This window comes from Methylorubrum rhodesianum (genome assembly GCF_014199985.1).
GTDB lineage: Bacteria > Pseudomonadota > Alphaproteobacteria > Rhizobiales > Beijerinckiaceae > Methylobacterium > Methylobacterium rhodesianum.
Genome location: NZ_JACHOS010000001.1, coordinates 141223 through 161308, shown reverse-complemented (window position 1 = coordinate 161308; position 20086 = coordinate 141223). Strand labels below are relative to the sequence as shown.

The following is a 20086-nucleotide window of genomic DNA, read 5'->3' as shown; positions in this document are numbered from 1 at the left end:
CGGCCATGTCGGACGCAATTACCGGTCCGCAAGGCGGATCCCCACTTCTTCCTGAAGCAGACGACCTCTACCATCCGCACAGTTGGTGGACCCGTTACGTCTTCAGCCAGGACGCGAAGGTCATCGCCATCCAGTATGCCGGCACCGCTCTGGCAATTGGTTTCGTCGCCTTGATCCTCTCCTGGCTGATACGATTGCAGCTCGGATTTCCGGGCTTGGCCACCTTCATCGGACCGGCCGAGTATTATCAGCTGATTACCATGCACGGCATGATCATGGTCGTGTACCTGCTCACGGCGGTGTTCCTCGGCGGGTTCGGCAATTACCTGATCCCCCTGATGCTCGGCGCGCGGGACATGGTCTTCCCGTACCTGAACATGCTGAGTTACTGGATCTACCTCTTGGCTGTCCTGGTTCTCGTGGCCAGCTTCTTCGCTCCAGGAGGGCCGACCGGCGCCGGCTGGACCCTCTACCCGCCCCAAGCCATCCTCGCGGGAACCCCTGGGCAGGAGTGGGGCATCGTCCTGATGCTCGTCTCACTCATCCTGTTCATCGCGGGCTTCACCATGGGCGGCGTGAATTACGTCGTGACGGTGCTGCAGGCGCGCGCGCCCGGCATGACGCTGATGCGCATGCCGCTGACGGTCTGGGGAATCTTCACGGCGACCGTCCTGGCGCTGCTCGCCTTTCCGGCGCTGCTCGTCGGTGCCGTGATGATGCTGCTCGACCGTCTGCTCGGCACGAGCTTCTTCATGCCAGCCATCATCGAGGCGGGCCAGCGCCTGCGCTACGGAGGCGGCAGCCCGATCCTGTTCCAACATCTGTTCTGGTTCTTCGGTCATCCCGAGGTCTACATCGTGGCGCTGCCCGCCTTCGGCATCGTCTCCGACCTGATTAGCACCCATGCCCGCAAGAACATCTTCGGCTACCGAATGATGGTCTGGGCGATCGTGGCCATCGGCGTTCTGAGCTTCGTCGTCTGGGCGCACCACATGTACGTCAGCGGCATGAACCCGTATTTCGGCTTCTTCTTCGCGACGACGACGCTGATTATCGCGATCCCCACAGCCATCAAGGTCTACAACTGGGTCCTGACCCTCTGGCGCGGGGATATCCACCTGACCGTGCCGATGCTGTTCGCGATCGCCTTCATCGTCACGTTCCTGAACGGCGGTCTTACTGGCCTGTTTCTCGGCAACGTCGTCGTCGATGTGCCGCTCTCCGACACGATGTTCGTCGTCGCCCATTTTCACATGGTGATGGGCGTCGCCCCGATCCTCGTGATCTTTGGCGGCCTCTATCACTGGTACCCGAAGGTGACCGGCCGCATGCTCGACGCGCGTCTCGGCCAGGTCCACTTTTGGATCACCTTCCTGGGTGCCTACGCGATCTTCTTTCCCATGCACTATCTCGGCTTACTCGGAGTGCCACGGCGCTACTACGAGACCGCCGGGCTCGGCTTCGTGCCGCCGTCCGCCGAGACGCTCAACGCCTTCATCAGCCTGGTGGCCTTCGTCGTCGGGGCCGCGCAGATCGTGTTCCTGTTCAACCTCCTGCACAGCCTGAGGCATGGCGCGCCCGCGGGCGGCAATCCTTGGCGTGCGACGACGCTCGAGTGGCAAACGCCGGAGACACCACCGTCGCACGGCAACTGGGGTCCGGCCCTGCCAATCGTCTACCGCTGGCCCTACGACTACAGCGTGCCCGGCGCGCCGGAGGACTTCGTGCCGCAGAACCAGCCGGCCCCCATCCGCGCGGGGGCTGTGCCGTGAGTCTGGTCCTCGCCTATCTCGCCGTTCTCGGCGCTTTCGCCGCGCGCTGGCTCGCGCAACAGCACCTTGCGGATCGGCCCTGGCTGACCGTCGGCTCTCCGCACCCGCTCGTCGCGCCCGCTGCCATCACCGCCCCGACGAGACTCGGCCTAGGCATCTTTCTCGCCAGCGCGGGACTGCTCTTTTCACTTCTGGTGGCAGCCTACGCCATGCGCGTTCCAGGAACGGCGCTCGTTCCGCTCGATCCGCGGCTGCTCTGGCTCACCACGTTTCTGCTTGCGGGTGCAAGCCTCGCCTTGCACGGCGCCCACGCCGCGGCGCGGCGCGGGCGGGAGGAGCAAGCTACCGCCGCTCTCGGCTTTGCCTCGGCCGCAGGCCTGGGGTTCCTCGGAGGCCAGGCATTTGCGTGGCAGGCGCTCTGGCAAGCGGGACTCGTGCAGGGCCCCGACGCGGCGGTCGCCTTCTTCTGCCTGATCACGGCGCTGCACGGCCTACACATCCTGGCCGGCCTCGTTGCCCTCGCGTGGATCACCGCCCGGGCCGCTCTCCTGCCGCGCCCCCCGCGCCTCGAGCCGGGCACCGCACTCTGCACCCTGTACTGGGACGCCCTACTGGCGGTCTGGCTGGTGCTGTTCGGGCTACTGTTCCGAACCCCCTGGTCGGGACTGATCGACGCCCTGTGCCGACCCGGTTGATGCCTCGCGAGGCTGCCCCATGCCCCACACCGCAGCCGGCCACGGCGCCACCCTCCGAGGACCGCCCTCGAACCCGCGGTCGACGCACCTCGCCCGTCTTTCCGCCGAGTGGGCAGGCGATCGGCAGGTCTTCGCTGGCGCATCCTGGCGCAAGGCCATGATGTGGATCTTCCTCCTCAGCGACACCTTCGTGTTCGGATGTTTCCTGATCGGCTACATGACGGTGCGCCTGTCGACGCCCGTGCCCTGGCCGAACCCGAGCCAGGTCTTCGCCATCGAGATCGCCGGCAAGCCGTGGCCCCTCCTTCTCATCGCGATCATGACCTTCGTGCTGATCTCGAGCAGCGGCACGATGGCAATGGCCGTCGCCCTCGGCTACCGCCGCAGCCGCCGGATCACGGCGCTGCTGATGGGCCTGACCGCGCTGCTGGGGGCCACCTTCGTGGGCATGCAGGCCTTCGAGTGGACGAAGCTGATCCACGAAGGCGTCCGCCCCTGGAGAAATCCCTGGGGCGCCGAACAGTTCGGCTCGGCCTTCTTCATGATCACGGGGTTCCACGGCACCCACGTCACCATTGGGGTGATCGCGCTCCTCGTGATGGGCCGCAAGGTATGGCGCGGCGACTTCGATAAGGGCCGGCGCGGCTACTTCACGAGCCGCCCGGGCGGCTACGAGAACGTCGAGATCATGGGCCTGTACTGGCACTTCGTTGATCTCGTCTGGGTCTTCATCTTTGCGCTGTTCTATCTCTGGTAGGAGGAGGCCATGCAGGCGACGGCACGGGCGACCGAGCAGGCCCACCCGATTGGGCTCTACCTTGTGGTGTGGGCATGGCTGTTCGTGCTCAGCGCCTGCTCCTACCTCGTCGATTATCTGCACCTGCAAGGCGGGTTGCGCTGGTCTCTGATTCTCCTCTTCATGATCGTCAAAGCCGGATTGATCGTCGCGGTCTTCATGCACCTCGCCTGGGAGCGCGTGGCGCTGATCTACGTGATCCTAATCCCTCCGGCGGCGCTGCTGATCTTCATCGCGATCATGGCCATCGAGGCGGATTACACGCTGGCGACCCGCCTCGCGCAGCAGGCCATCGGCAGGTGACGGCGTGACAACGGTCCTGCGATCCAGGCCGCCTGTCATCAGTTCGGGGTGCTGTGCCGACAACTCGGCCTCCCGGCCGGTGGTGACGTGGCTCTCGACGGCAGCCGCTTCGAAACGGTGAACACGCGCGATCGCAACTTCACCCCGGCAGCGATCCGGCACCGCATCAAGCAGGTCGAGGCCAGCATCGCGCGCCATCTCGCCGCCCTGGACACCGCCGACCGCCAGGAGGACGCGGTCACCCGGGTGCGCAAGGTGCGCATTGCGGAACGTCTGAATACCCTGCGGATGCGGATCGGCTGACGTTACGCCGCCATTGCACGACAACCTGCCACGGCTGCGCACTCAAAGCGCGCTCCAGGCCAACCAAGGAGCGGCGGGTGACGCGGTGCGAGTACGAGGCGGTCTTGGAAGCCGTGCAGCGTCGGCTCGACGCGAACCCTTACGCCATGCGTACGCGCCGGCAGACGGTCGAACCGTGTTTGGGACATTCAAGGTTGGATGGGAGCGATCCAATTCCGGATGCGTCGGCTGAAAAACCTGGCGACTGAAATGGGCCTGCAAGTCGTTGCCTACCATCTGAAGAGGGTGCTGGCGATCCTCGAACCGGACCGCTCCTCACCGCCCTACGGGCGCGAGTGTGATCAGCATCCGAAAGGAACCCGCCTTCTGCGTTTAGATCAGACACTTGGCGTGCCGGTCGGCGCTCAAAGCGCACTCTAAATCATAGCCTGAAGTGGGCCATCAGTCTCTCGGCCTTCCTGCGCTCGCACCGCAAGGTGCGGCCACCCACCCTGGGATGGATCTGGATCACAAACGGGGCGCAAATCACCTTAGAAGTGCAATCTGACGGCCAGATTTGAGGGGGCCAGATGTCATTTGTTGGCGCTTGTCCAGCTTGACCGGCATGCCGGGAAATCAGCAAGCTGAAATCTCGCAAGAATGGTGGCGTTCTGCTATAAGATTCCGGATCGTTGGCGTCTCGCACCTGCCACTCATACTTTTGATCATGAGTGGTAAGTCGACAAGTTCGTGCATCTTGTTTCTGTCAAGCGAGGTGGCGGCGCATGAGCACACATTCGAGCCGGACACCCGACGAATGGGCCCGGGTGATCGCCAACGCTTACGCGGCAAAGACGCGCCCTCCTCTAACCCGTAAGATCCTGGATGAGGTTCAGGCCGTCATCGCTGAGGCCCTGAGCGAACTGGAAGGCTGCCACGTCGCGGAGGCCGAATGGTGCGAGTGCGTGAACCTCGTTCTGGACCGTAGTGAGATGTCATTACATGCGGCTGTGGGACCTCGGTTGGCCGCTATCGATGATGCGACAGGCAGTGCCTCGATGGTGCATCGCTCGGAAGCTGGACGGCCACTGCGAGCCTTCGGGGGACAATAGCCGAGATGCGGGCACGACGGGCAAACGCCGATGGTGGCAGGCGCTATGATCATCCAGCTTGGACTGTAGGGTGCGGCCATGAGTGAAGCGACCGGTACGTCAGGCGACCTCGAACCCGTCACAAGTACACCGACAACGGACGCTGATTGGCCAACAATCCGTGATTGGCGCAAATCAGTACGCGACACGTTGATTGCACAGCGTATCGCGCTCAGCGCCGAAGAGCGCACGGCGAAGAGCAGCAGGATCGGTCAGGCATTACGGGACGCTGTCGAACCATATGTCGGCGGCTTGGTAGGGTTCTACTGGCCTTTCCGAGGCGAGTTTGACCCCCGAGGAGTTGTTGGAGCCCTACGCGAGAGAGGCACGCGCTTGGCGTTGCCGGTTATTGTGGAGCGTGGGCAGCCGCTTGTCTTTCGCGAATGGACCCCCGGAAGCCTGATGGTCCAGGGCACCTGGAAGATCCCGATGCCTGCGTCGGGAGAGGGTGTCTTTCCCGATCTCCTGATCGTCCCGTTGGTCGGGTTTGACCGGAAAGGTTATCGGCTCGGCTACGGTGGCGGCTTCTATGACCGGACGATTGCTGCAATGCCTGAGCGGCCGCGAACCATCGGGGTCGGGTTCGAGCTTGGCCTTCTTGAGACAATCTACCCCCAGCCGCACGATATTGCACTTGAGATGATTGTCACCGAGGGTACACGCCTAAAAGGCTAGCCGCCTTGATGGAGCAGCATCCAATCGAGTTGGGTTCATAGTCACTCCAGCCGCTGGCGGAAACCTGATCGGTATTTTGGTCCGAGCCAATCGAGGGGCTACTGCATGGCAGCGGTCATGGCTAGCCACAATACCAAATCTAGTTATTTAATAGGCGCGGGTTATCAGCAGCCTAAGCACGGACGCATTCGAACGCGGTTGTAGGTGTTCTGTCAGATCCCGACCATGATCTGTGCCTCCTCGAGCGAGCAGAAGATCTCTTGGCGTAGGCACTCGTCCTTCGTAATTCTGCTCAGGAATCTCCGCCTCCCTGCATGCTATCTCGCCAAACTCCTGCCCTGTGTTGTCTATCCCTCGATCTGGCGTAGCTTCTGCCCCACCTGCCCCGCACCCGTGTCCTGACCTCGCTTCATATCCAGATCCTTCGGTCCTGGCTGATCCTCTCAATCAACTCGGTCCAAAGCCAGCCGGTCAGGTCAAAGTAGGTTGAATGCATTTCCATGGCCAATTTCGGTCGAGCATAGCTTGGTTGCTGCTGAACTGCCGACGCAACGGAGCAGACATTTTCGGGTGGCATGATGTTGCGTTCAGTCGCAGCTATGCAGGGCCATTCACAGCACGCCGCATGCACTCGGATGCGTACTCGAACCGCTATCGTCAGGGCGAAGAAGGATCCCGGCAAGTGTATGCAAGACTCGAAAAGGAGTGGGGTTAAAACTCGAAACGAACATCCGGGCACCACTCCGGTCACACACGTGCCGAGACGATTGTCAAAATGACTTGGGCTCAGTGTTGGGGTTCGATCGCCAAGACGTTCCGCAGCGCCTTTCGGTCGGTCTTACCGACGCTGTTCGTTGGCAACACATCGATGCGCCGGATCTCGGCAGGGACGTAGATGCGCGCGAGAGAGCCCTTCACAAAGGCCTTGAGAGCAGGCTCGTCGAGTCGTTCCCCCTCCTTCAGAACGACGAAGGCGACCGGAACCTCGCCGAGATCGGCGTCCGGGGCACCCACCACGCAGCAATCGCGGACGGCCGGATGGGTCGTCAGGTGACGCTCGATCAGGGCGGGCGAGATGTTCTCGCCGCCGCGGATGATCACGTCTTTGATGCGACCGGTGATCGACAGGAAGCCGTCCGCGTCGAACCGCCCGAGGTCGCCCGTCCGCAGCCAGCCGTCGACGATCGGCTGCTCCGTGCTTCCAAGATATCCGGCCATGAGAGCGGGCCCCGAGATCCGGATCTCGCCTTCGCTTCCCTGCGCCGCCTCAACGTTGGTGACAGGATCGAACAAGCGGACGGTCTGGCCGGACAGCACCGTGCCGATCGTGCCGATCTTGCGATGCTCGGGCGGATTCATCGTCGAGGTGCAGGTCGCCTCCGACAGGCCGTAGGAGACGAGCAGCGGTACGCCGAAAGCCGCCTCGATCTGCTGGTGAAGCGTCGGCGTGATCGGTGCTGAGCCGCAGCGGAGGAAGCGGAGCGTCGGAAACCGTTCGCCGGGTTTGAGATGCGGGAGCATCCGCGCGTAGATCGTCGGTACGCCGGTCATGTAGGTCGGCCCGTCGTTCCGCAGCGATTCGATGACGGTCTCCGGCTTGAAGCGGTCGTGGAGGATCAGGCTGGCGCCGGCCAGAAAGGGGACGATCAGCTGATTGTTGACGCCGTTCGTGTGGTAGAGCGGCATGACGTGGAGGAGGCGGTCCCGCGGGTTCGTGCCGGTGTGGCACAGCACACCGTCCGCATTGCAGATCAGGCTGCCGTGACGCAGGACGACGCCCTTCGGCCGGCCCGTGCTGCCCGAGGTGAATAGGAGCATCGCGCTGTCGTCGATGCCCAAGCCGTCATCGATGAAGGCGTCGTCGGTGTTTAAGTTGTTCAATCCCCGCACAGAAGGGGTGCGAGGCGATCGATCCGCAAAGCGGTCGATCAGACTTTCATCGACGACGAGGTAGCCCATTCCGACGGTCTTCGCCTGCTCGGCGACGGCCTCGGGCGCGAGTCCGGGCTCGATGAAGCAGACGCAGGCTCCCGCCTGCATCGCGCCGAAATAGGCTGCGATCGCGGCGACGCTCTTCGGTGCGATGAGGCCGACCTTGGCTCCGCGCTCGATGCCCCAATCGCGAATGCCCGCAGCGTAGCCATCGATCAGCCGACCCAGTTCGGCATAGGTGACGGGGGCAGGTCCGGCGATGGCCGTCCGGCCAGCCTGTGCATGCTGCGCGATTGCCTCTCGCAGGCGCGCGCTGATCGATTGCGTCATGCCCTCGCTCCTCCCATTACATACTTGTGTCAGCGCAGGCGGATCGCTGCGTCGCGTTCGAAGCGGGCGTCGGGGTCGAGGGCGGCGAGTGCCTCCGCTTCGGCCGGGGTCGGCGGCTGCGTCGGCTCCGCGCCGTCGGTCTCGAAGCGGAAACCGGTCCGATCCTGCACCTCGTCGAGGCTTGCCTCTGGATGCCAGGAGGCCAGGACAAGGCGCCCGTCGCGTTTCGTGAAGACGGCGATCGGCGTCACCACGCCGTGCATGCCGCCGGAAGCGGTGACGAAATCCAGCGTTTCGACCAAGGTCCGGCGCGAGTGCTCGGTTCGCCACGTCACCGCCCGGCGGGCGGTCGGCAGCATCACCGCGCCGCCACCGCCGCCCGGCAGGCGCACCTTCGGGGCGTGCCAATCGCCGATGCAGGAGACATTCGTGCGTCCGAGCGCGTCGACCTGGGCCGCGCCGAGGAAGCAGAGGTCCATCTGGCCGCGAGTGCAGAGGTCGTAGAAGTCCTCGTTGGCGAAGATCGAGCGGGAGCCCTCCGCGAGCACCGGGTCGGAGGAGGAGATCGGAACCATAGACGGGCTCGGATCGACGCCGCCCGCCACGTTGATATAGGTGAAAGCGAACGGGTATGCGCGCTTGGCCAGCAGGCAGGCCAGCATCGGCAAGGCCGAGTTGACGCCGCTGAAGGTGATCTCGTTCGGCCGCACGAAGCGGGCGAGGTTCGTCACGACGTAGGAGAAGGGGGACCACTCAGACATGGGCCGCCTCCCGCGCCTCGGGTGCCGCGTCGAGATGGGCCTGGAGCACGCCGGGGGCCTCGTCCATGTAGGCCTCGACCGCCGGGTAATCGACAGCGTAGTGCGGCCAGCATGAGCCGGGCCAGGCCCCGTCGGGAACGATGCTGATGGCCTCGACGAGGAAATGGGGCACGAGGGTCAGCTCCGGCTGTTCACGGAACGACGCGCTCGACGCGACGCGCTCGGCGACGACGAGGACGCGCTTGGCCGACCGGCTCATGATGCGGTCCCAGTGCGAGGTTCCGTAGACGCGCACGTCTCCCTCCTCGCTGACCTCGTTGGCGTGGATGACGGCGAAGTCCGGGGTGATCCGCGGGATGACGTAGACCGTCTCGCCGCTCCCGTAGGGATCCTCGACCGTCTTCCAGCCGTTCAGGGCGGGCAGATCGGAGCCGTGTATCCCGCCGCAGGGCATGAAGGGCACGCCGAAGGCCGCCGCGCGCAGGCCCGCGGTGAGGCTGGCGCAGGCATGCTCCTCCAGGCGGATCTGGCCGGTCTCGACCGCGCGCCGATACCACGGTGCGAGGCCGAAATTGCCCTCCATCGCCACGATGCCGGCGCGCGCCCGGCCGAGCGCCCCGGCGCGGCAAAGGATGTCGATGTCGTAACCGGGGGATTGCTTGATGACCTCCAGGTCCCTGCGCCCCTGGCGGATCAGCTCGCGCACGAGGGCGAAGGGGCCGCGGTGCAGGAAGCTGCCGCCGAGGGCGAGCGAGCTGCCGTCGGTCACGCGGGCGGCGAGGTCTTTGAGGGGGACGATCTTCGGCGTGCCGAGACTCAAGGGCGTTTCTCCCGATGCGACGATGTTTGGGCGCGGAAGGCGCCGATGCGCGCCTTGAGCCCCGGTCGGGCGGCGGAGGTGACGAGGTCGGCGAGATCCTGCGCCCGCGTGTCGGCCGTGGTCGCGCCGTAGAGGGCCGAGGCCGCTTCGGGCGAGAGCCGGCACGCCGCCTCGACGGCGTTCGCGACGGCCTCCGGCCATTCCGGGATCGGGACGCGGCCCGTCAGGAAGCCGTCCTGCAGCGCCTCGTCGGCGTCGAAGACGAGGCCGTCGCCGAGGACCGCGCGGGCGCGGGCTTCGCCGACGCGCTCGGCGTAGCGGCGGGTGCCGAGGACGAGGCCGAAAGCGAGGCCTGGCATCCGGAAGGTGGCGTCCGGATCACCGATGCGGCGCCCGCAGGAGCAAATCAGATCGACGCCGGCGCCGAAGTTGCGCCCCTGCGCCAGCGCCATCGTCTCGAAGGGTGCGTGACGGACGGCCTGCAGCAATTGTTCGACGAGGACGAAGCGCAGAACTAGATCACCCTCGGACTGGTCCTCGTAGCCGCCGAAATCGAACCCGGCGCTGAAGTTGCGGCCGTTGCCCTTGAGCACGAGCAGGCGGATGCCGGCGCGGCCGGCCTCGGCGACCTGTTCGAGCAGGGCCTCGACCAAAGTGGCCGAAAGCGCGTTCATCTTGTCCGGCCGGTTCAGCGTGAGGATCAGGGCCGGGCCGTCGCGCTCGACGAAAAGCTCGCTCATCGCGGATCCTCCTCAAGCCGTCCGGGCCAGGGCGGCCACCGGCTGGTCGGGTCCGAACACCTCCTCGTTGTGCTCGCCGAGAGCCGGCGGGTCCCGGTAGATCGGAAATCCTTCTCCGGAGAACCGCAGGGGGGAGACGAAAGTGCGCGTCTCCACACCGGACGGCAGTCTCACCGGCTGCACCCAGCCCATATGCGCGACCTGCGGGTCGGCGAGGGCCTCGGAGTAGCTGTTGATCGGCGAGCAGGGCACGCCGGCTGCGCGGAAGCGCGCGAGAAGCTCCTCACAGGTGAAGTCCGCGAAGAGCGTCTCCAGGATCTCGAGAAGCTCGCCCTGGTGCTGCGCTCGCAGGACCGTCGAGGCAAAGCGCGGGTCGTCGGACAGGTCCGGGCGCTCGATCGCATCGCAAGCCGAGCGATAAAGCGCGTTGTTGCCCGCCGCCATCGCAAAGTAGCCGTCCTTGGCACGAAAGGCTTGGTAGGGGGCGTTGCGCGGGTGCGCGGAGCCGAGGCGGCGAGGATCGCGACCGCTGCCGAAATACTCGCTGGTCTGAAGCGCACCCATCGCCAGCGAGGCGCCGAACATCGAGGCGTCGATATGCACGCCCCGGCCGGTGGCGCGTGCCTGCAACAATGCTGCCGCGATGGCGTAGGCCGCGTAGAGCCCGGTGCCGAAATCCGAGATCGGCACGCCGCATTTAACCGGCGGCGCGCCGGGCTCGCCGGTCACGCTCATCACGCCGCCCATCGCCTGCAGGGTCAGGTCGAAACCGGCTTCCTTCGAGCGCGGCCCTTCCTGCCCGTAAGCCGAGATCGAGCAGTAGACGAGGGCGGGCCGGTCGGCGCTGACGGCCGCATAGTCGAGGCCGAGACGCTGCATGACGCCTGGGCGGTTGTTCTCCAGCACGATGTCGGCGGAGCGGATGAGGTCCCGCGCCCGCGCGTTGTCGGCCGGATCCTTGAGATCGAGCGTGACCGAACGCTTGTTGCGGTTCAGCGAGGCGAAGTTCTCGCTGTAGCCCTCGCTGATCGGAGGCCAGGCCCGCATGGTGTCGCCACCGTCCGGGTGTTCAACCTTGATGACGTCCGCGCCCATGTCGGCGAGGAGCATGGCGCAGAACGGACCGGCAGCGACGCTGCAGAACTCGATGACCCGGATACCGGAAAGCGGGTGCAAAGCCATACTCCTTCGATCAGGCGAATTCGGCGGTCGCGCCCAAGGACGCGGGACCCTGAGCGGCTCGCGGCGCGTGGTGTGACGAGAGGGTGATGGGATTGTAGCCAAGCGTCCGGGACAGGCTGCGGGCCACGTCGACGACGACATCGCTGTAGCGGCGCAGGGCCGCCGGGTTCAGGCGGTCGGCAGGGCCAGAGATGCCGATCGCGGCGCCGGGACGTCCCATCGCATCGTGGACGATGGCGGCGAGCCCGCAGACACCCTCACGCCACTCTCCTCGATTGATCGCAAACCCCTGGATCCGGACCTGTTCGAGTTCGCGGCGGAGGAGGTCCAAGCTCGGGATCGTGCGGGAGGTGTGGACCTGAAGCACCTCCGGCAAGTGCGCCAGGGCCTCTTCTTGGTAGGCGAGCAGCGCCTTGCCGGAGGCCACACAGTAGGCCGGCGCGCGGCCGCCGATCGAGGAATAGGCCCGCACTGGGTGCGGGCTCTCGATCTTGTGCAGGTAGATGACGTCCGCCTTGTCGAGGAGCGAGAGGTGGATGGTCTCCTGCGTCCGCTCGGCCAGCGCCCGCATGAAAGGCTCCGCGACCTGCCGCACATCGATGCGGGCCAGGACGGAGCTCGCCAGCTCGAAGAGCTTCAGCGTGCACTCGTAGGTGCCGGCCGGTGTGGCGCGCGCGTAGCCGGCGGCAACCAGCGTCTGCAGCGTGCGGTGCACGTTGCTCTTCGTGAGGTCCAGGGAGCGGGCCAAGTCGCTGACGCCGCGCGGCGCCTCGCTGCCGGCGAGGTGCTCGAGAACCGTCAAGCCTTTGATGAGGGTGCTGTCCATCGTTCCACTATTCGATACAGCGTTCCACAAAATGGTAGTGTCGATCGCTGAGGCGCGTCAAGGCCGCGGATCAGTTAACTTAAAAAATCATCGAGGTGCTTTCTAGGTGGCGAAAGTGGCGCCTGTACTATGCTGAATTTTTCGATTGACGCAGAATGGGATCCTTTAATAGCGTGATGAAAGCTGAAACGGCGTTCCATATAATAGAACAATTGGGTGCTGTTCATCGGCTCCGGCAGAGATCCGGATGACAACCACCCCATCATCGGGAGAGGGAACATGGACGCCACGGTGAGAAAGCCGCCGACGAAGAAGGACGTTTTCCGCGTCGTCAGCGGCAACTTCCTCGAAATGTTCGACTTCATGGTCTACGGCTTCTACGCCGCAGCGGTGGCGAAGGCCGTGTTCCCCAACGACAACGAGTTTGTCTCGTTGATGCTGTCGCTGGTGACGTTCGGCGTCGGCTTCCTGATGCGCCCGCTCGGCGCCATCGTGCTCGGCGCCTACATCGATCGGCACGGGCGACGCGCGGGCCTGGTCATGAGCCTTGCGATCATGTCCGTCGGCGTCGCCCTGATCGCCTTCACGCCGACCTACGCCTCGATCGGCATCGCCGCCCCGATCCTCGTCCTGATCGGACGCTTGCTCCAGGGCTTCTCGGCGGGCGCTGAATCCGGCGGCGTCTCAGTCTACCTGTCCGAGATCGCCACGCCCGGGAACCGCGGCTTCTACGTGAGCTGGCAGTCGGCGAGCCAGCAGGTCGCCGTCGTGTTCGCCGCCGTGATCGGCGTCACTTTGCGCGGCCTCCTCACCGAGGAGCAGATGCTCAGCTGGGGGTGGCGCATTCCGTTCCTGATCGGCTGCCTGATCATCCCGGTGCTGTTCTGGATCCGCCGCTCGATGCAGGAGAGCGAGGATTTCGCCCAGCGCGCCAAGCATCGTCGTGTCACGCTCGGCGAGATCTACCGCTCGCTCCTCCAGAACTGGGCGATTGTCCTGAAGGCCGTTCTGCTCGTCACGCTGACGAGCGTGTTCTTCTACATGATCACGGCCTACACGCCGACCTACGCGCGCCAAGTGCTCGGGCTGAGCGACAAGGACAGCTTCATCGTCACGGTCTGCGTCGGCCTCGCGAACTTCGTATGGGTGCCCGTCATGGGCGCGGTGTCGGACCGCGTCGGCCGTCTGCCCGTGCTCCTGACCTTCTCGGTGTTGATCGGCGTCACCGCTTACCCGATCATGGCGTGGCTCGTGTCCGACCCGTCCTTCGGCCGGCTCCTGGCAGCGCTGATGTGGATGTCGTTCCTCTACGGCGGATACCAGGGCGTCATGGTCGTCACGTTGACCGAGATCATGCCGGCCGAGGTGCGCGCCACCGGCTTCTCGCTCGCCTACAGCTTGGCCCAAGCGATCTTCGGTGGCTTCACGCCGGCGATCTGCACCTACCTGATCCATGCATCGGGCAACAAAGCGATGCCGGGCCTCTGGCTCGCCTGCGCCGCGATGTTCTCGATCGTGGGCGCGCTCACGCTCTACCGCAATGCGCATATCGCGCGGCGCTCGGCTGCATCCGCCAGCCTCGCCTGATCAATCGCAGCGAAGGCGCGAGCGGGCCGCGAGGCTTTTGCGAATGGCCTGGGCGGAAACGGTACCGCCCAGGCTTCAACCTCCGAGAATGCGTCGTCGTTCAGACGGGCATGGGGCAGGACCATCGGCATCAGCCTGAAGACGGCGGCACGGGAAGTGCTGGCGAACCCGCGAGCAAAGGCCGGCTCGGTCGCCGAACTGTTGCCGGATTGACCGTCGCCGTTATCGCGGCGGGCATCCTGACTCTCAAGGAGCGAAGCTTCGGGCATCCCTACACCGAAGCGCTCGTCCTCGCGACTTTGTTCGGCTTCGGTCTTCGCTCGGGCTGGCAACCGATCTCCCGATACGAAGCCGACATCGCATTCAGTGCGAAGGGACTGCTCGAGGGTGCCGTCGCGATGCTCGGTGCGCCTAACAGAACGGACACGGATCGGCTGATCGGGCGTTGGTTGAGATGGCTCGTCCACTTCTACCCGACGATCTCTGGCGCGAGAACGGCCCGCTTCTGCCACCGTCCCGGCCGCGTCCGAAAGGCGGACGCGGCCGGATTGAGAACTGGGCAGCGCTGACCGGCATCCTGTTCGTGCTGCGTTCAGGACTGCCCTGGGAGATGCTACCGGCCGAGATGGGCTGCGGCTGCGGGATGAGTTGCTGGCGCCGCCTGCGCGACTGGCAAGAGGCGGGGGTCTAGGCGCTGCTGCATCAGGTGCTGCTGGAGCGCCTAGAGATGTATGTGTACGGCGTTGAGTGTTTTGCAATCCAACTTCCACGTGTGGCTCACTCGGGAGCCCAGCCAGCGTGCGCGAGACGACGAAGCAATCATGGCCAAGGTCCGCGCAAGCTTCGTGGCCAGCAACCGCACTGATTGATTGCAAACGGGTGCGGAATATGCTGTCAGAATCCTTCGATAGATTTGGGTCTTTCCCATCAAAATCTTAGAAATTTGCGCCAAGATTTTAGGCATGTCATCGGTTATGTTTTTAAAATCGATCGCATACTATGCGATGACAGAAACCGAACACCGCCGAGGAGGCTTTCCTCTCAACATTTGAATTGTGCGGAAGGCGTGGATCTCCCTCGCCTTCAAAGCGCACCGCTCCTCTTTGAACTCCAACCAATAGGGCGTCCTAACCGCATCTTAGGGGTTACGACGAACCCAGTCGGAAGCTGCCCTGAGAGCAGCTTCGCTGTTTCATTCCGCTAGTTTTCAGCCAGCGGAGGATAAGTTGAGAGCCGGCACCAATCGCACCGAAGTCATCTGCCCCGGCATATGAGCGGCGCGCGTCAGAAGATTCAATCCGAGTGCCGTGACGATGAGAGCGGCGGTGGCGGACGCGATATGGAGTGACATGGTTGCACCCAGCAGCTAGGCGCGGTCTCTGACCATCAGGGGCCGTGTCAGGTACGAACCAAGAGATGGGGACGCGGCTCAACGGCTGAGGTGTTAATCAGCACCGTGCTCGGTGTGGCTCCTCCGTGATCGCACACGACGCTACCGCCGCTCACGTATCGGCATCGACCGCACCAGCCTTCTGGCCCAACTCAGAACTCTGGATCGTAGTCGTCCGCGATCGGCGGCAGATCTTTCTTGACCACCCACGTATCGGCTATGGCGGTAGGTGCCGCCCTGGTTTTCGGCGGGCTGATAAGCATCGTTGCCCAGAAAGCCCCAGTGGCCAGGAAAAGTGCAAGCAGGAACACGTAGATAGCACGCATGATCATCACTCCCTGATCAGGCAGCTCTATTGTGTCGCAAACCCCACATTACGCTCGTGCGGCGTCACACGCGACGCAAATTCTCGTGTGATCGTTGCAGATTGCCTTACGCAAAGTCGGACGTCAGAATTGTCCGTCTCGCATCAGTGCCTGCACATCCTTCGTTCGAGGACGCTCGACGATGTGCGCTCCAACAGGCTTATCGGCTCGCTCGATGCCCGCGAGCCGACTATCGCCAATAAAAAAGGCCAGCCTTCCGGCTGGCCCCTGCGTCACTTGCGTGACGTTCCACCTTACTCGGCTGCGGTCATCTCGGGGGTGTAGTGCCCGCACCAATCGGTCGAGCCGACCACTGGCCAGAGGCCATGCGCCTCCGGACCGGGCTGGCTCACCGGTGGGTTGAAGCGGCAGAGGCCCTCGTCGTGCTGCGCGGCCGCGCCGTTGACCTTGTGCTCATCGAAGAACTTGCAGCTCTCACACTTGGCGTTTGCCATGGGGATGCTCCTGCAGCTGGCGGGCGGCTTCATCGCCCGGATAAAAGTTAGAACGGATCCAATCTGCCGGTTCAACACGCTGGCAGTGGCCCGGTTCCCGCGCCGGCTCATGCCTTGTGGACGGGCGGGGCACTCCGCTGGCCAGCCTATCGCAGGCCCGGTTACGCTCGTCGGCACAGCCGCGCGGCAGGTGCGCCGCCGGCCAGGGAGAACCAGGCCGAGATCGTGTTGCCGTGAGCCAGCCCCTCGACAGTATTGCAAGCGTACTCGAAGGCACGGGGAACTATCGCGTGCTGCGCCGGCTGGCGCCGCTGGTCGACTGCCCAGAGCCGCCCAACGAGCCGACATTCATCGGTTTAGTGCTCGACGTGGAGACCACCGGCACCGACTTCGTGCAGGACGAGGTGATCGAGCTCGGCATCCTGAAATTCGAATACGGCGCCAGCGGGCGCATCTACCGAGTGTTCGAGACGTTCAACCAGCTGCACCAGCCGCGAAAGCCCATTCCGCCGGAGATCACCCGCCTGACTGGGATCACCGACGCCGACGTGGCCGGCAAACGCATCGACGATGCCGCAGTGCAGGCGCTGGCTGCCGATGCCGCGGTGGTGATTGCCCACAACGCCAGCTTCGACCGGCAGATGTGCGAGGGCCGCTGGCCCGTGTTTTCCGAGAAGAACTGGGCCTGCTCCTGCCATCAGATCCCCTGGCAAACGGAGGGTCACGAGGGGATGAAGCTCGGCTACCTGGTGATGGACTACGGGTTCTACCACCAAGGTCACCGAGCGATCGACGACTGCCACGCCTTGCTTCGGCTACTCGACAGCCCGCTCAAGACGTCCGGGCGCCTAGAGCCGTGCCCGAGCGGTTTGGGACGGCTGGAGGGTCGGGACGTTGAGGGGTGAAGGAGGATGGCGATGCCTTCACCTTTGTCCGTCGATTTACGCGAGCGTGTCGTGTCGGCCGTAGCCGCGGGCGCGTCCTGTCATCAGGCTGCAGCCCGGTTTGGGGTCAGCGTGTCCAGCGCCAGCCGCTGGTCGGATCGGTTTCGCCAGGAGGGACAGCTTGCGCCCAAGCCGTCGGGCGGCGATCATGCCTCGCACCGGATCGAGGCGCAGGCCGACCTGATCCTGACGATCTACGAGGCGCGGCCGGCGATCTTTCTGCGCGAACTGCGTGACGCTTTGGCCGAGCGCGGCCTGCAGACCAGCACGAGCAGCCTATCCCGCTTCTTCGCCCGGCGTGGCATCACCCGTAAAAAGGGGCGATCCACGCCGCCGAGCAGGCGCGCGAGGACGTAAGGGCAGCCCGCGAGGCGTGGTTCGAGAACCAGGACGCCCTCGATCCCGACAGGCTGGTTTTCCTCGACGAGACTGCCGCGGCCACCAACATGGCACGCCGCTACGGTCGGGCTCCGCGAGGCGAGCGCTGCCGGCTGGCTGTCCCGCACGGGCACTACAAGACCACCACGATCACCGCCGCCCTGCGCAGCGATGGCCTGTGCGCCACTTCCCTGTTCGACGGCGCCACCAACGGCGCACGCTTCCGGGCCTACGTCGCCGACACGCTTGTGCCCGCGCTCAAGCCCGGTGACACCGTCATCCTCGACAACCTGCAGGCCCACAAGGTGGCAGGTGTGCGTGAGACCATCGAGGCCGCCGGGGCGAGGCTGCTCTACCTCCCGCCCTACAGCCCGGACTTCAATCCCATCGAGCAGATCTTCGCCAAGCTGAAGGCTCTGCTCCGGACAGCGGCGGCCCGCACCGTCCCTGATCTGTGGCACGCCATCCGGCAGGCTTTGGCTCGCTTCACGGCAGATGAGTGCCGCAACTCCCTTGCTGCCGCCGGCTACGATACCGACTTGGCCGTCGCTACGTGACCGGGCACGGCTCTAGCCCTGTCATGTCTCCTCGAAACCGCCCGCCGGCCAACGGTGCGCCTCTGGGCGCAAGGTTCGCCAATCGAGACCAAGGATCTGCTCAAGGCACGCCGCTACCGTTGGAGCGGGGCGCGGCGCTGCTGGTACATCGACCTCGAGGAAGACCAGATCGAAATCGAGCGCTCCTATCTCAGCGAGATCATCTTTCGGCGCCCCTGCGGCGAGTTGCCGGTGGACCGGTTCACCGCCCGCGATCGATTTTCCGCGCGGACCAATCCCGAGTTCGAGCTCCTACGTCCTTCCGGTCATCGCGCAGAGCCAGCTAGCCGACCAAGTCGTGCAGTTCCTCCGGCAGGGCAGTGTCCTCTGCCGTTTCGATCCTGATCAGCTTGGATCGACCGGCCGTTGCTGGAACGCGCCTGAAGCAGATGACGATCATCGTCGGTCGGGTCGGCCCCGCGCTCCAGCTTCAGGATCAGCGGATCGCGATTTGGCAGCAGTATCGGGTCGGATGCAGGCATGTGCTGACTCTAACGACCGTCACCGTCGGCCGTCGAACCCGCTTCCACTTGTGACTGATGCTCCGGCTCATTGCTCCGAAACCTCAGATGGACGCGGTCAAGGCGTCATATTCGCCATGGGCCAGGGTATCTGGTGGCGAGACCCGCCGTCTCCGCCACGCAATTCCAGTGATATCGCAACACTCCGACGGGCGCCTGCCTGGTGCCCCGTTGAGGGGATGGGCCGGTGGCGTCCGCCCGCGATCAGGCGGCGCGGCTATGCATGGCGGCGGATGTCCCGAGATGGGTGTCGAAGAGCGCGGCAACGTTCCGGACGAAGGATCTGGCCTCCTTCGGGATGCTCACCCTACTGCCCTCGAGCCTGACCAGACCGTGCTCCTCGAGAAGGTGTAAACGGGGAAGGGTGGCCAGCAGGGCGTCGGGGTCGTGGCCGTGGGCTCGAGAGATCGCCCCGACATCGACGGCGAAATCGCACATGATCCGCTCGATCAGCGCCGCCCGGAGCCGATCATCCGGCGTCAGAGCATAGCCCTTGAGCGTAGCGAGTTCGCCTCGGCCGACGCGCTCGGCATAAGCGCGAAGCACCGGCTCGTTCTGCACGTAGCCCTGCGGCAGGCGGCCGATGGCCGAGGCGCCGAAGCCGATCAGCGCGTCGCTGGTATCCGTGGTGTAGCCCTGGAAGTTCCGGCGGAGTTCGCCCTTCCCGTGCGCGACCGCCATCGGGTCGTCCGGCCGGGCATAGTGATCGAGGCCGATCCGCCGATAGCCGGCCCGCATCAGCGTTTCCGCGACCGCATCCGCCTGCTCTCGCCGGGCGGCGCCGTCCGGCAGCGTCGCCTCGTCGATTCGGCGCTGATGCTTCTTGAAGCTGGGGACGTGGGCGTAGCCGAACACGGCGAAACGGTTGGGCCGCAGCGTCAGGCATCGCCGCACCGTCTCGATGCAGGAGACCACGCTCTGATGCGGCAGCCCGTAGATCAGATCGAGATTGATCCCGCGGATGCCGGCCGCCCTCAGCCCACGAACGGCGGCTTCGGTGAGCGCGTAGTCCTGGCGGCGGCGGATCGCCTCCTGCACCACGGGGTCGAAACTCTGAACACCGAGGCTGGCCCGCGTGACGCCGGCCGCGCCGAGCGCCTGCATCATCCCGGGTGCAAGCGTGCGCGGATCGATCTCGACGGCGATCTCGGCGTCGGGAGCGAGAGGAAATCGGTCGCGCAGGAATGCGAGAAGATCGCGGAAGGCTTCGGCCGCCATGATGGTCGGAGTTCCGCCGCCGAAATGAATGTGACGCACCGGCGGCCGGTCTCCGATCTGCCGGGCCACCAGCTCGATCTCGTGTCGGAGCGTCGCGAGATAGTCGTCGATCGGCGCGTCGTGCTGAGTGATGTGCGTGTGGCAGCCGCAATACCAGCACATCGACCGGCAGAACGGGACGTGCAGGTAGAGGGACGCCGTTGCGTCCGCCGGGAGCGCGCGCAGCCAGGCGGCATAGGTCGTGGAGTCGATCGCCCCGCTGAAGTGCGGGCTGGACGGGTAGCTGGTGTAGCGCGGCAGGCGCTCGTCCCCGTACCGTGCCTTCAACTCATCCCGCATACGCGCCGCTCCCGGTGACAACGGGCGA

The 20086-nt window shown here is 64.9% G+C and carries 18 protein-coding genes and 3 pseudogenes; 12 read left to right on the top strand and 9 right to left on the bottom strand.

Features of this window, described 5'->3' with window-relative positions; genetic code table 11:
* Positions 1 to 5 precede the first annotated feature (5 nt).
* The 6 genes and pseudogenes from ctaD (at position 6) to HNR01_RS00720 (ending at position 5674) form a co-directional block, all read left to right on the top strand.
* Positions 6 to 1772, top strand: a complete 1767-nt coding sequence (gene ctaD, locus HNR01_RS00745; protein ID WP_026105270.1) for a cytochrome c oxidase subunit I — start codon at positions 6 to 8, stop codon at positions 1770 to 1772.
* The gene (locus HNR01_RS00740) at positions 1769 to 2467 is read left to right on the top strand and encodes a cytochrome c oxidase subunit 3 (RefSeq protein ID WP_183666021.1); all 699 of its coding nucleotides are present in this window, start codon (positions 1769 to 1771) and stop codon (positions 2465 to 2467) included. The genes ctaD and HNR01_RS00740 overlap by 4 nt, the downstream gene beginning before the upstream one ends.
* Before the next feature lie 19 nt (positions 2468 to 2486).
* On the top strand, positions 2487 to 3224 hold the full coding sequence (locus HNR01_RS00735; RefSeq protein ID WP_183666020.1) for a heme-copper oxidase subunit III family protein: 738 nt from the start codon (positions 2487 to 2489) through the stop codon (positions 3222 to 3224).
* 9 nt (positions 3225 to 3233) lie between these two features.
* Entirely contained in the window at positions 3234 to 3566 is a 333-nt protein-coding gene (locus tag HNR01_RS00730; protein ID WP_153875332.1) for a cytochrome C oxidase subunit IV family protein, read from the top strand.
* Positions 3567 to 4210: pseudogene (locus HNR01_RS00725) on the top strand (IS5/IS1182 family transposase); the annotation flags it as partial. It lies immediately after the preceding gene.
* 828 nt (positions 4211 to 5038) lie between these two features.
* The gene (locus HNR01_RS00720) at positions 5039 to 5674 is read left to right on the top strand and encodes a 5-formyltetrahydrofolate cyclo-ligase (RefSeq protein ID WP_183666019.1); all 636 of its coding nucleotides are present in this window, start codon (positions 5039 to 5041) and stop codon (positions 5672 to 5674) included.
* Between the two features lie 786 nt (positions 5675 to 6460).
* Here HNR01_RS00720 and HNR01_RS00715 read toward each other — a convergent pair.
* The 6 genes from HNR01_RS00715 to HNR01_RS00690 are packed head-to-tail and all read right to left on the bottom strand — an operon-like array spanning position 6461 to position 12265.
* Positions 6461 to 7936 carry a class I adenylate-forming enzyme family protein gene (locus HNR01_RS00715; protein ID WP_153875330.1) on the bottom strand — a complete coding sequence of 492 codons (1476 nt, stop codon included), beginning with the start codon at positions 7934 to 7936 and terminating at the stop codon, positions 6461 to 6463.
* Between the two features lie 29 nt (positions 7937 to 7965).
* Positions 7966 to 8697: a CoA-transferase subunit beta gene (locus HNR01_RS00710; RefSeq protein ID WP_183666018.1), complete on the bottom strand. Its 732-nt coding sequence runs from the start codon at positions 8695 to 8697 to the stop codon at positions 7966 to 7968.
* A complete protein-coding gene (locus HNR01_RS00705; protein WP_183666017.1) occupies positions 8690 to 9517 on the bottom strand; it encodes a CoA transferase subunit A in 828 nt (275 codons plus the stop codon). Before HNR01_RS00705 ends, HNR01_RS00710 begins: the two co-directional genes overlap by 8 nt.
* Entirely contained in the window at positions 9514 to 10257 is a 744-nt protein-coding gene (locus HNR01_RS00700) for an enoyl-CoA hydratase/isomerase family protein (protein WP_183666016.1), read from the bottom strand. Before HNR01_RS00700 ends, HNR01_RS00705 begins: the two co-directional genes overlap by 4 nt.
* Before the next feature lie 12 nt (positions 10258 to 10269).
* Positions 10270 to 11439 (bottom strand): CaiB/BaiF CoA transferase family protein, encoded by a 1170-nt coding sequence (locus HNR01_RS00695; protein WP_017482722.1) that lies wholly within the window; start codon positions 11437 to 11439, stop codon positions 10270 to 10272.
* 10 nt (positions 11440 to 11449) lie between these two features.
* Positions 11450 to 12265, bottom strand: a complete 816-nt coding sequence (locus tag HNR01_RS00690; RefSeq protein ID WP_017482721.1) for an IclR family transcriptional regulator — start codon at positions 12263 to 12265, stop codon at positions 11450 to 11452.
* 279 nt (positions 12266 to 12544) lie between these two features.
* Here HNR01_RS00690 and HNR01_RS00685 point away from each other — a divergent pair, with 279 nt between their 5' ends.
* From HNR01_RS00685 to HNR01_RS27420, 4 genes and pseudogenes are all read left to right on the top strand, one after another.
* Positions 12545 to 13852 (top strand): MFS transporter, encoded by a 1308-nt coding sequence (locus HNR01_RS00685; protein ID WP_183666014.1) that lies wholly within the window; start codon positions 12545 to 12547, stop codon positions 13850 to 13852.
* 209 nt (positions 13853 to 14061) lie between these two features.
* The gene (locus HNR01_RS00680; protein ID WP_183666425.1) at positions 14062 to 14421 is read left to right on the top strand and encodes a hypothetical protein; all 360 of its coding nucleotides are present in this window, start codon (positions 14062 to 14064) and stop codon (positions 14419 to 14421) included.
* Positions 14307 to 14540: pseudogene (locus HNR01_RS00675) on the top strand (transposase); the annotation flags it as partial. The gene HNR01_RS00680 and the pseudogene HNR01_RS00675, both read left to right, overlap by 115 nt.
* 43 nt (positions 14541 to 14583) lie before the next feature.
* Positions 14584 to 14715, top strand: a pseudogene (locus HNR01_RS27420) (IS3 family transposase); the annotation flags it as partial.
* A 679-nt stretch (positions 14716 to 15394) separates the two neighbouring features.
* On the opposite strand, the gene HNR01_RS00670 reads toward HNR01_RS27420, so the two are convergent.
* Both HNR01_RS00670 and HNR01_RS00665 read right to left on the bottom strand, forming a co-directional pair.
* Positions 15395 to 15568, bottom strand: a complete 174-nt coding sequence (locus HNR01_RS00670; protein ID WP_246417344.1) for a hypothetical protein — start codon at positions 15566 to 15568, stop codon at positions 15395 to 15397.
* 293 nt (positions 15569 to 15861) lie between these two features.
* Positions 15862 to 16062, bottom strand: coding sequence for a hypothetical protein (locus HNR01_RS00665; RefSeq protein ID WP_153875674.1), 201 nt, complete (start codon positions 16060 to 16062; stop codon positions 15862 to 15864).
* 233 nt (positions 16063 to 16295) lie between these two features.
* Between HNR01_RS00665 and HNR01_RS00660 the strand changes: the two genes are divergently transcribed.
* Positions 16296 to 16967, top strand: coding sequence for a 3'-5' exonuclease (locus HNR01_RS00660; RefSeq protein WP_312893202.1), 672 nt, complete (start codon positions 16296 to 16298; stop codon positions 16965 to 16967).
* 12 nt (positions 16968 to 16979) lie between these two features.
* Positions 16980 to 17941, top strand: a protein-coding gene (locus HNR01_RS00655) for an IS630 family transposase (protein WP_183666385.1) whose coding sequence is annotated in 2 segments (ribosomal slippage) — positions 16980 to 17331 and positions 17331 to 17941 — 963 coding nt in all. Because the reading frame shifts where the segments join, the coding sequence is not laid out codon by codon here.
* 764 nt (positions 17942 to 18705) lie between these two features.
* Here the strand turns inward: HNR01_RS00655 and hemN are convergent.
* Complete coding sequence (gene hemN, locus HNR01_RS00650; protein ID WP_183666010.1) at positions 18706 to 20058, bottom strand: oxygen-independent coproporphyrinogen III oxidase; 1353 nt, start codon at positions 20056 to 20058, stop codon at positions 18706 to 18708.
* Positions 20059 to 20086: the final 28 nt, after the last annotated feature.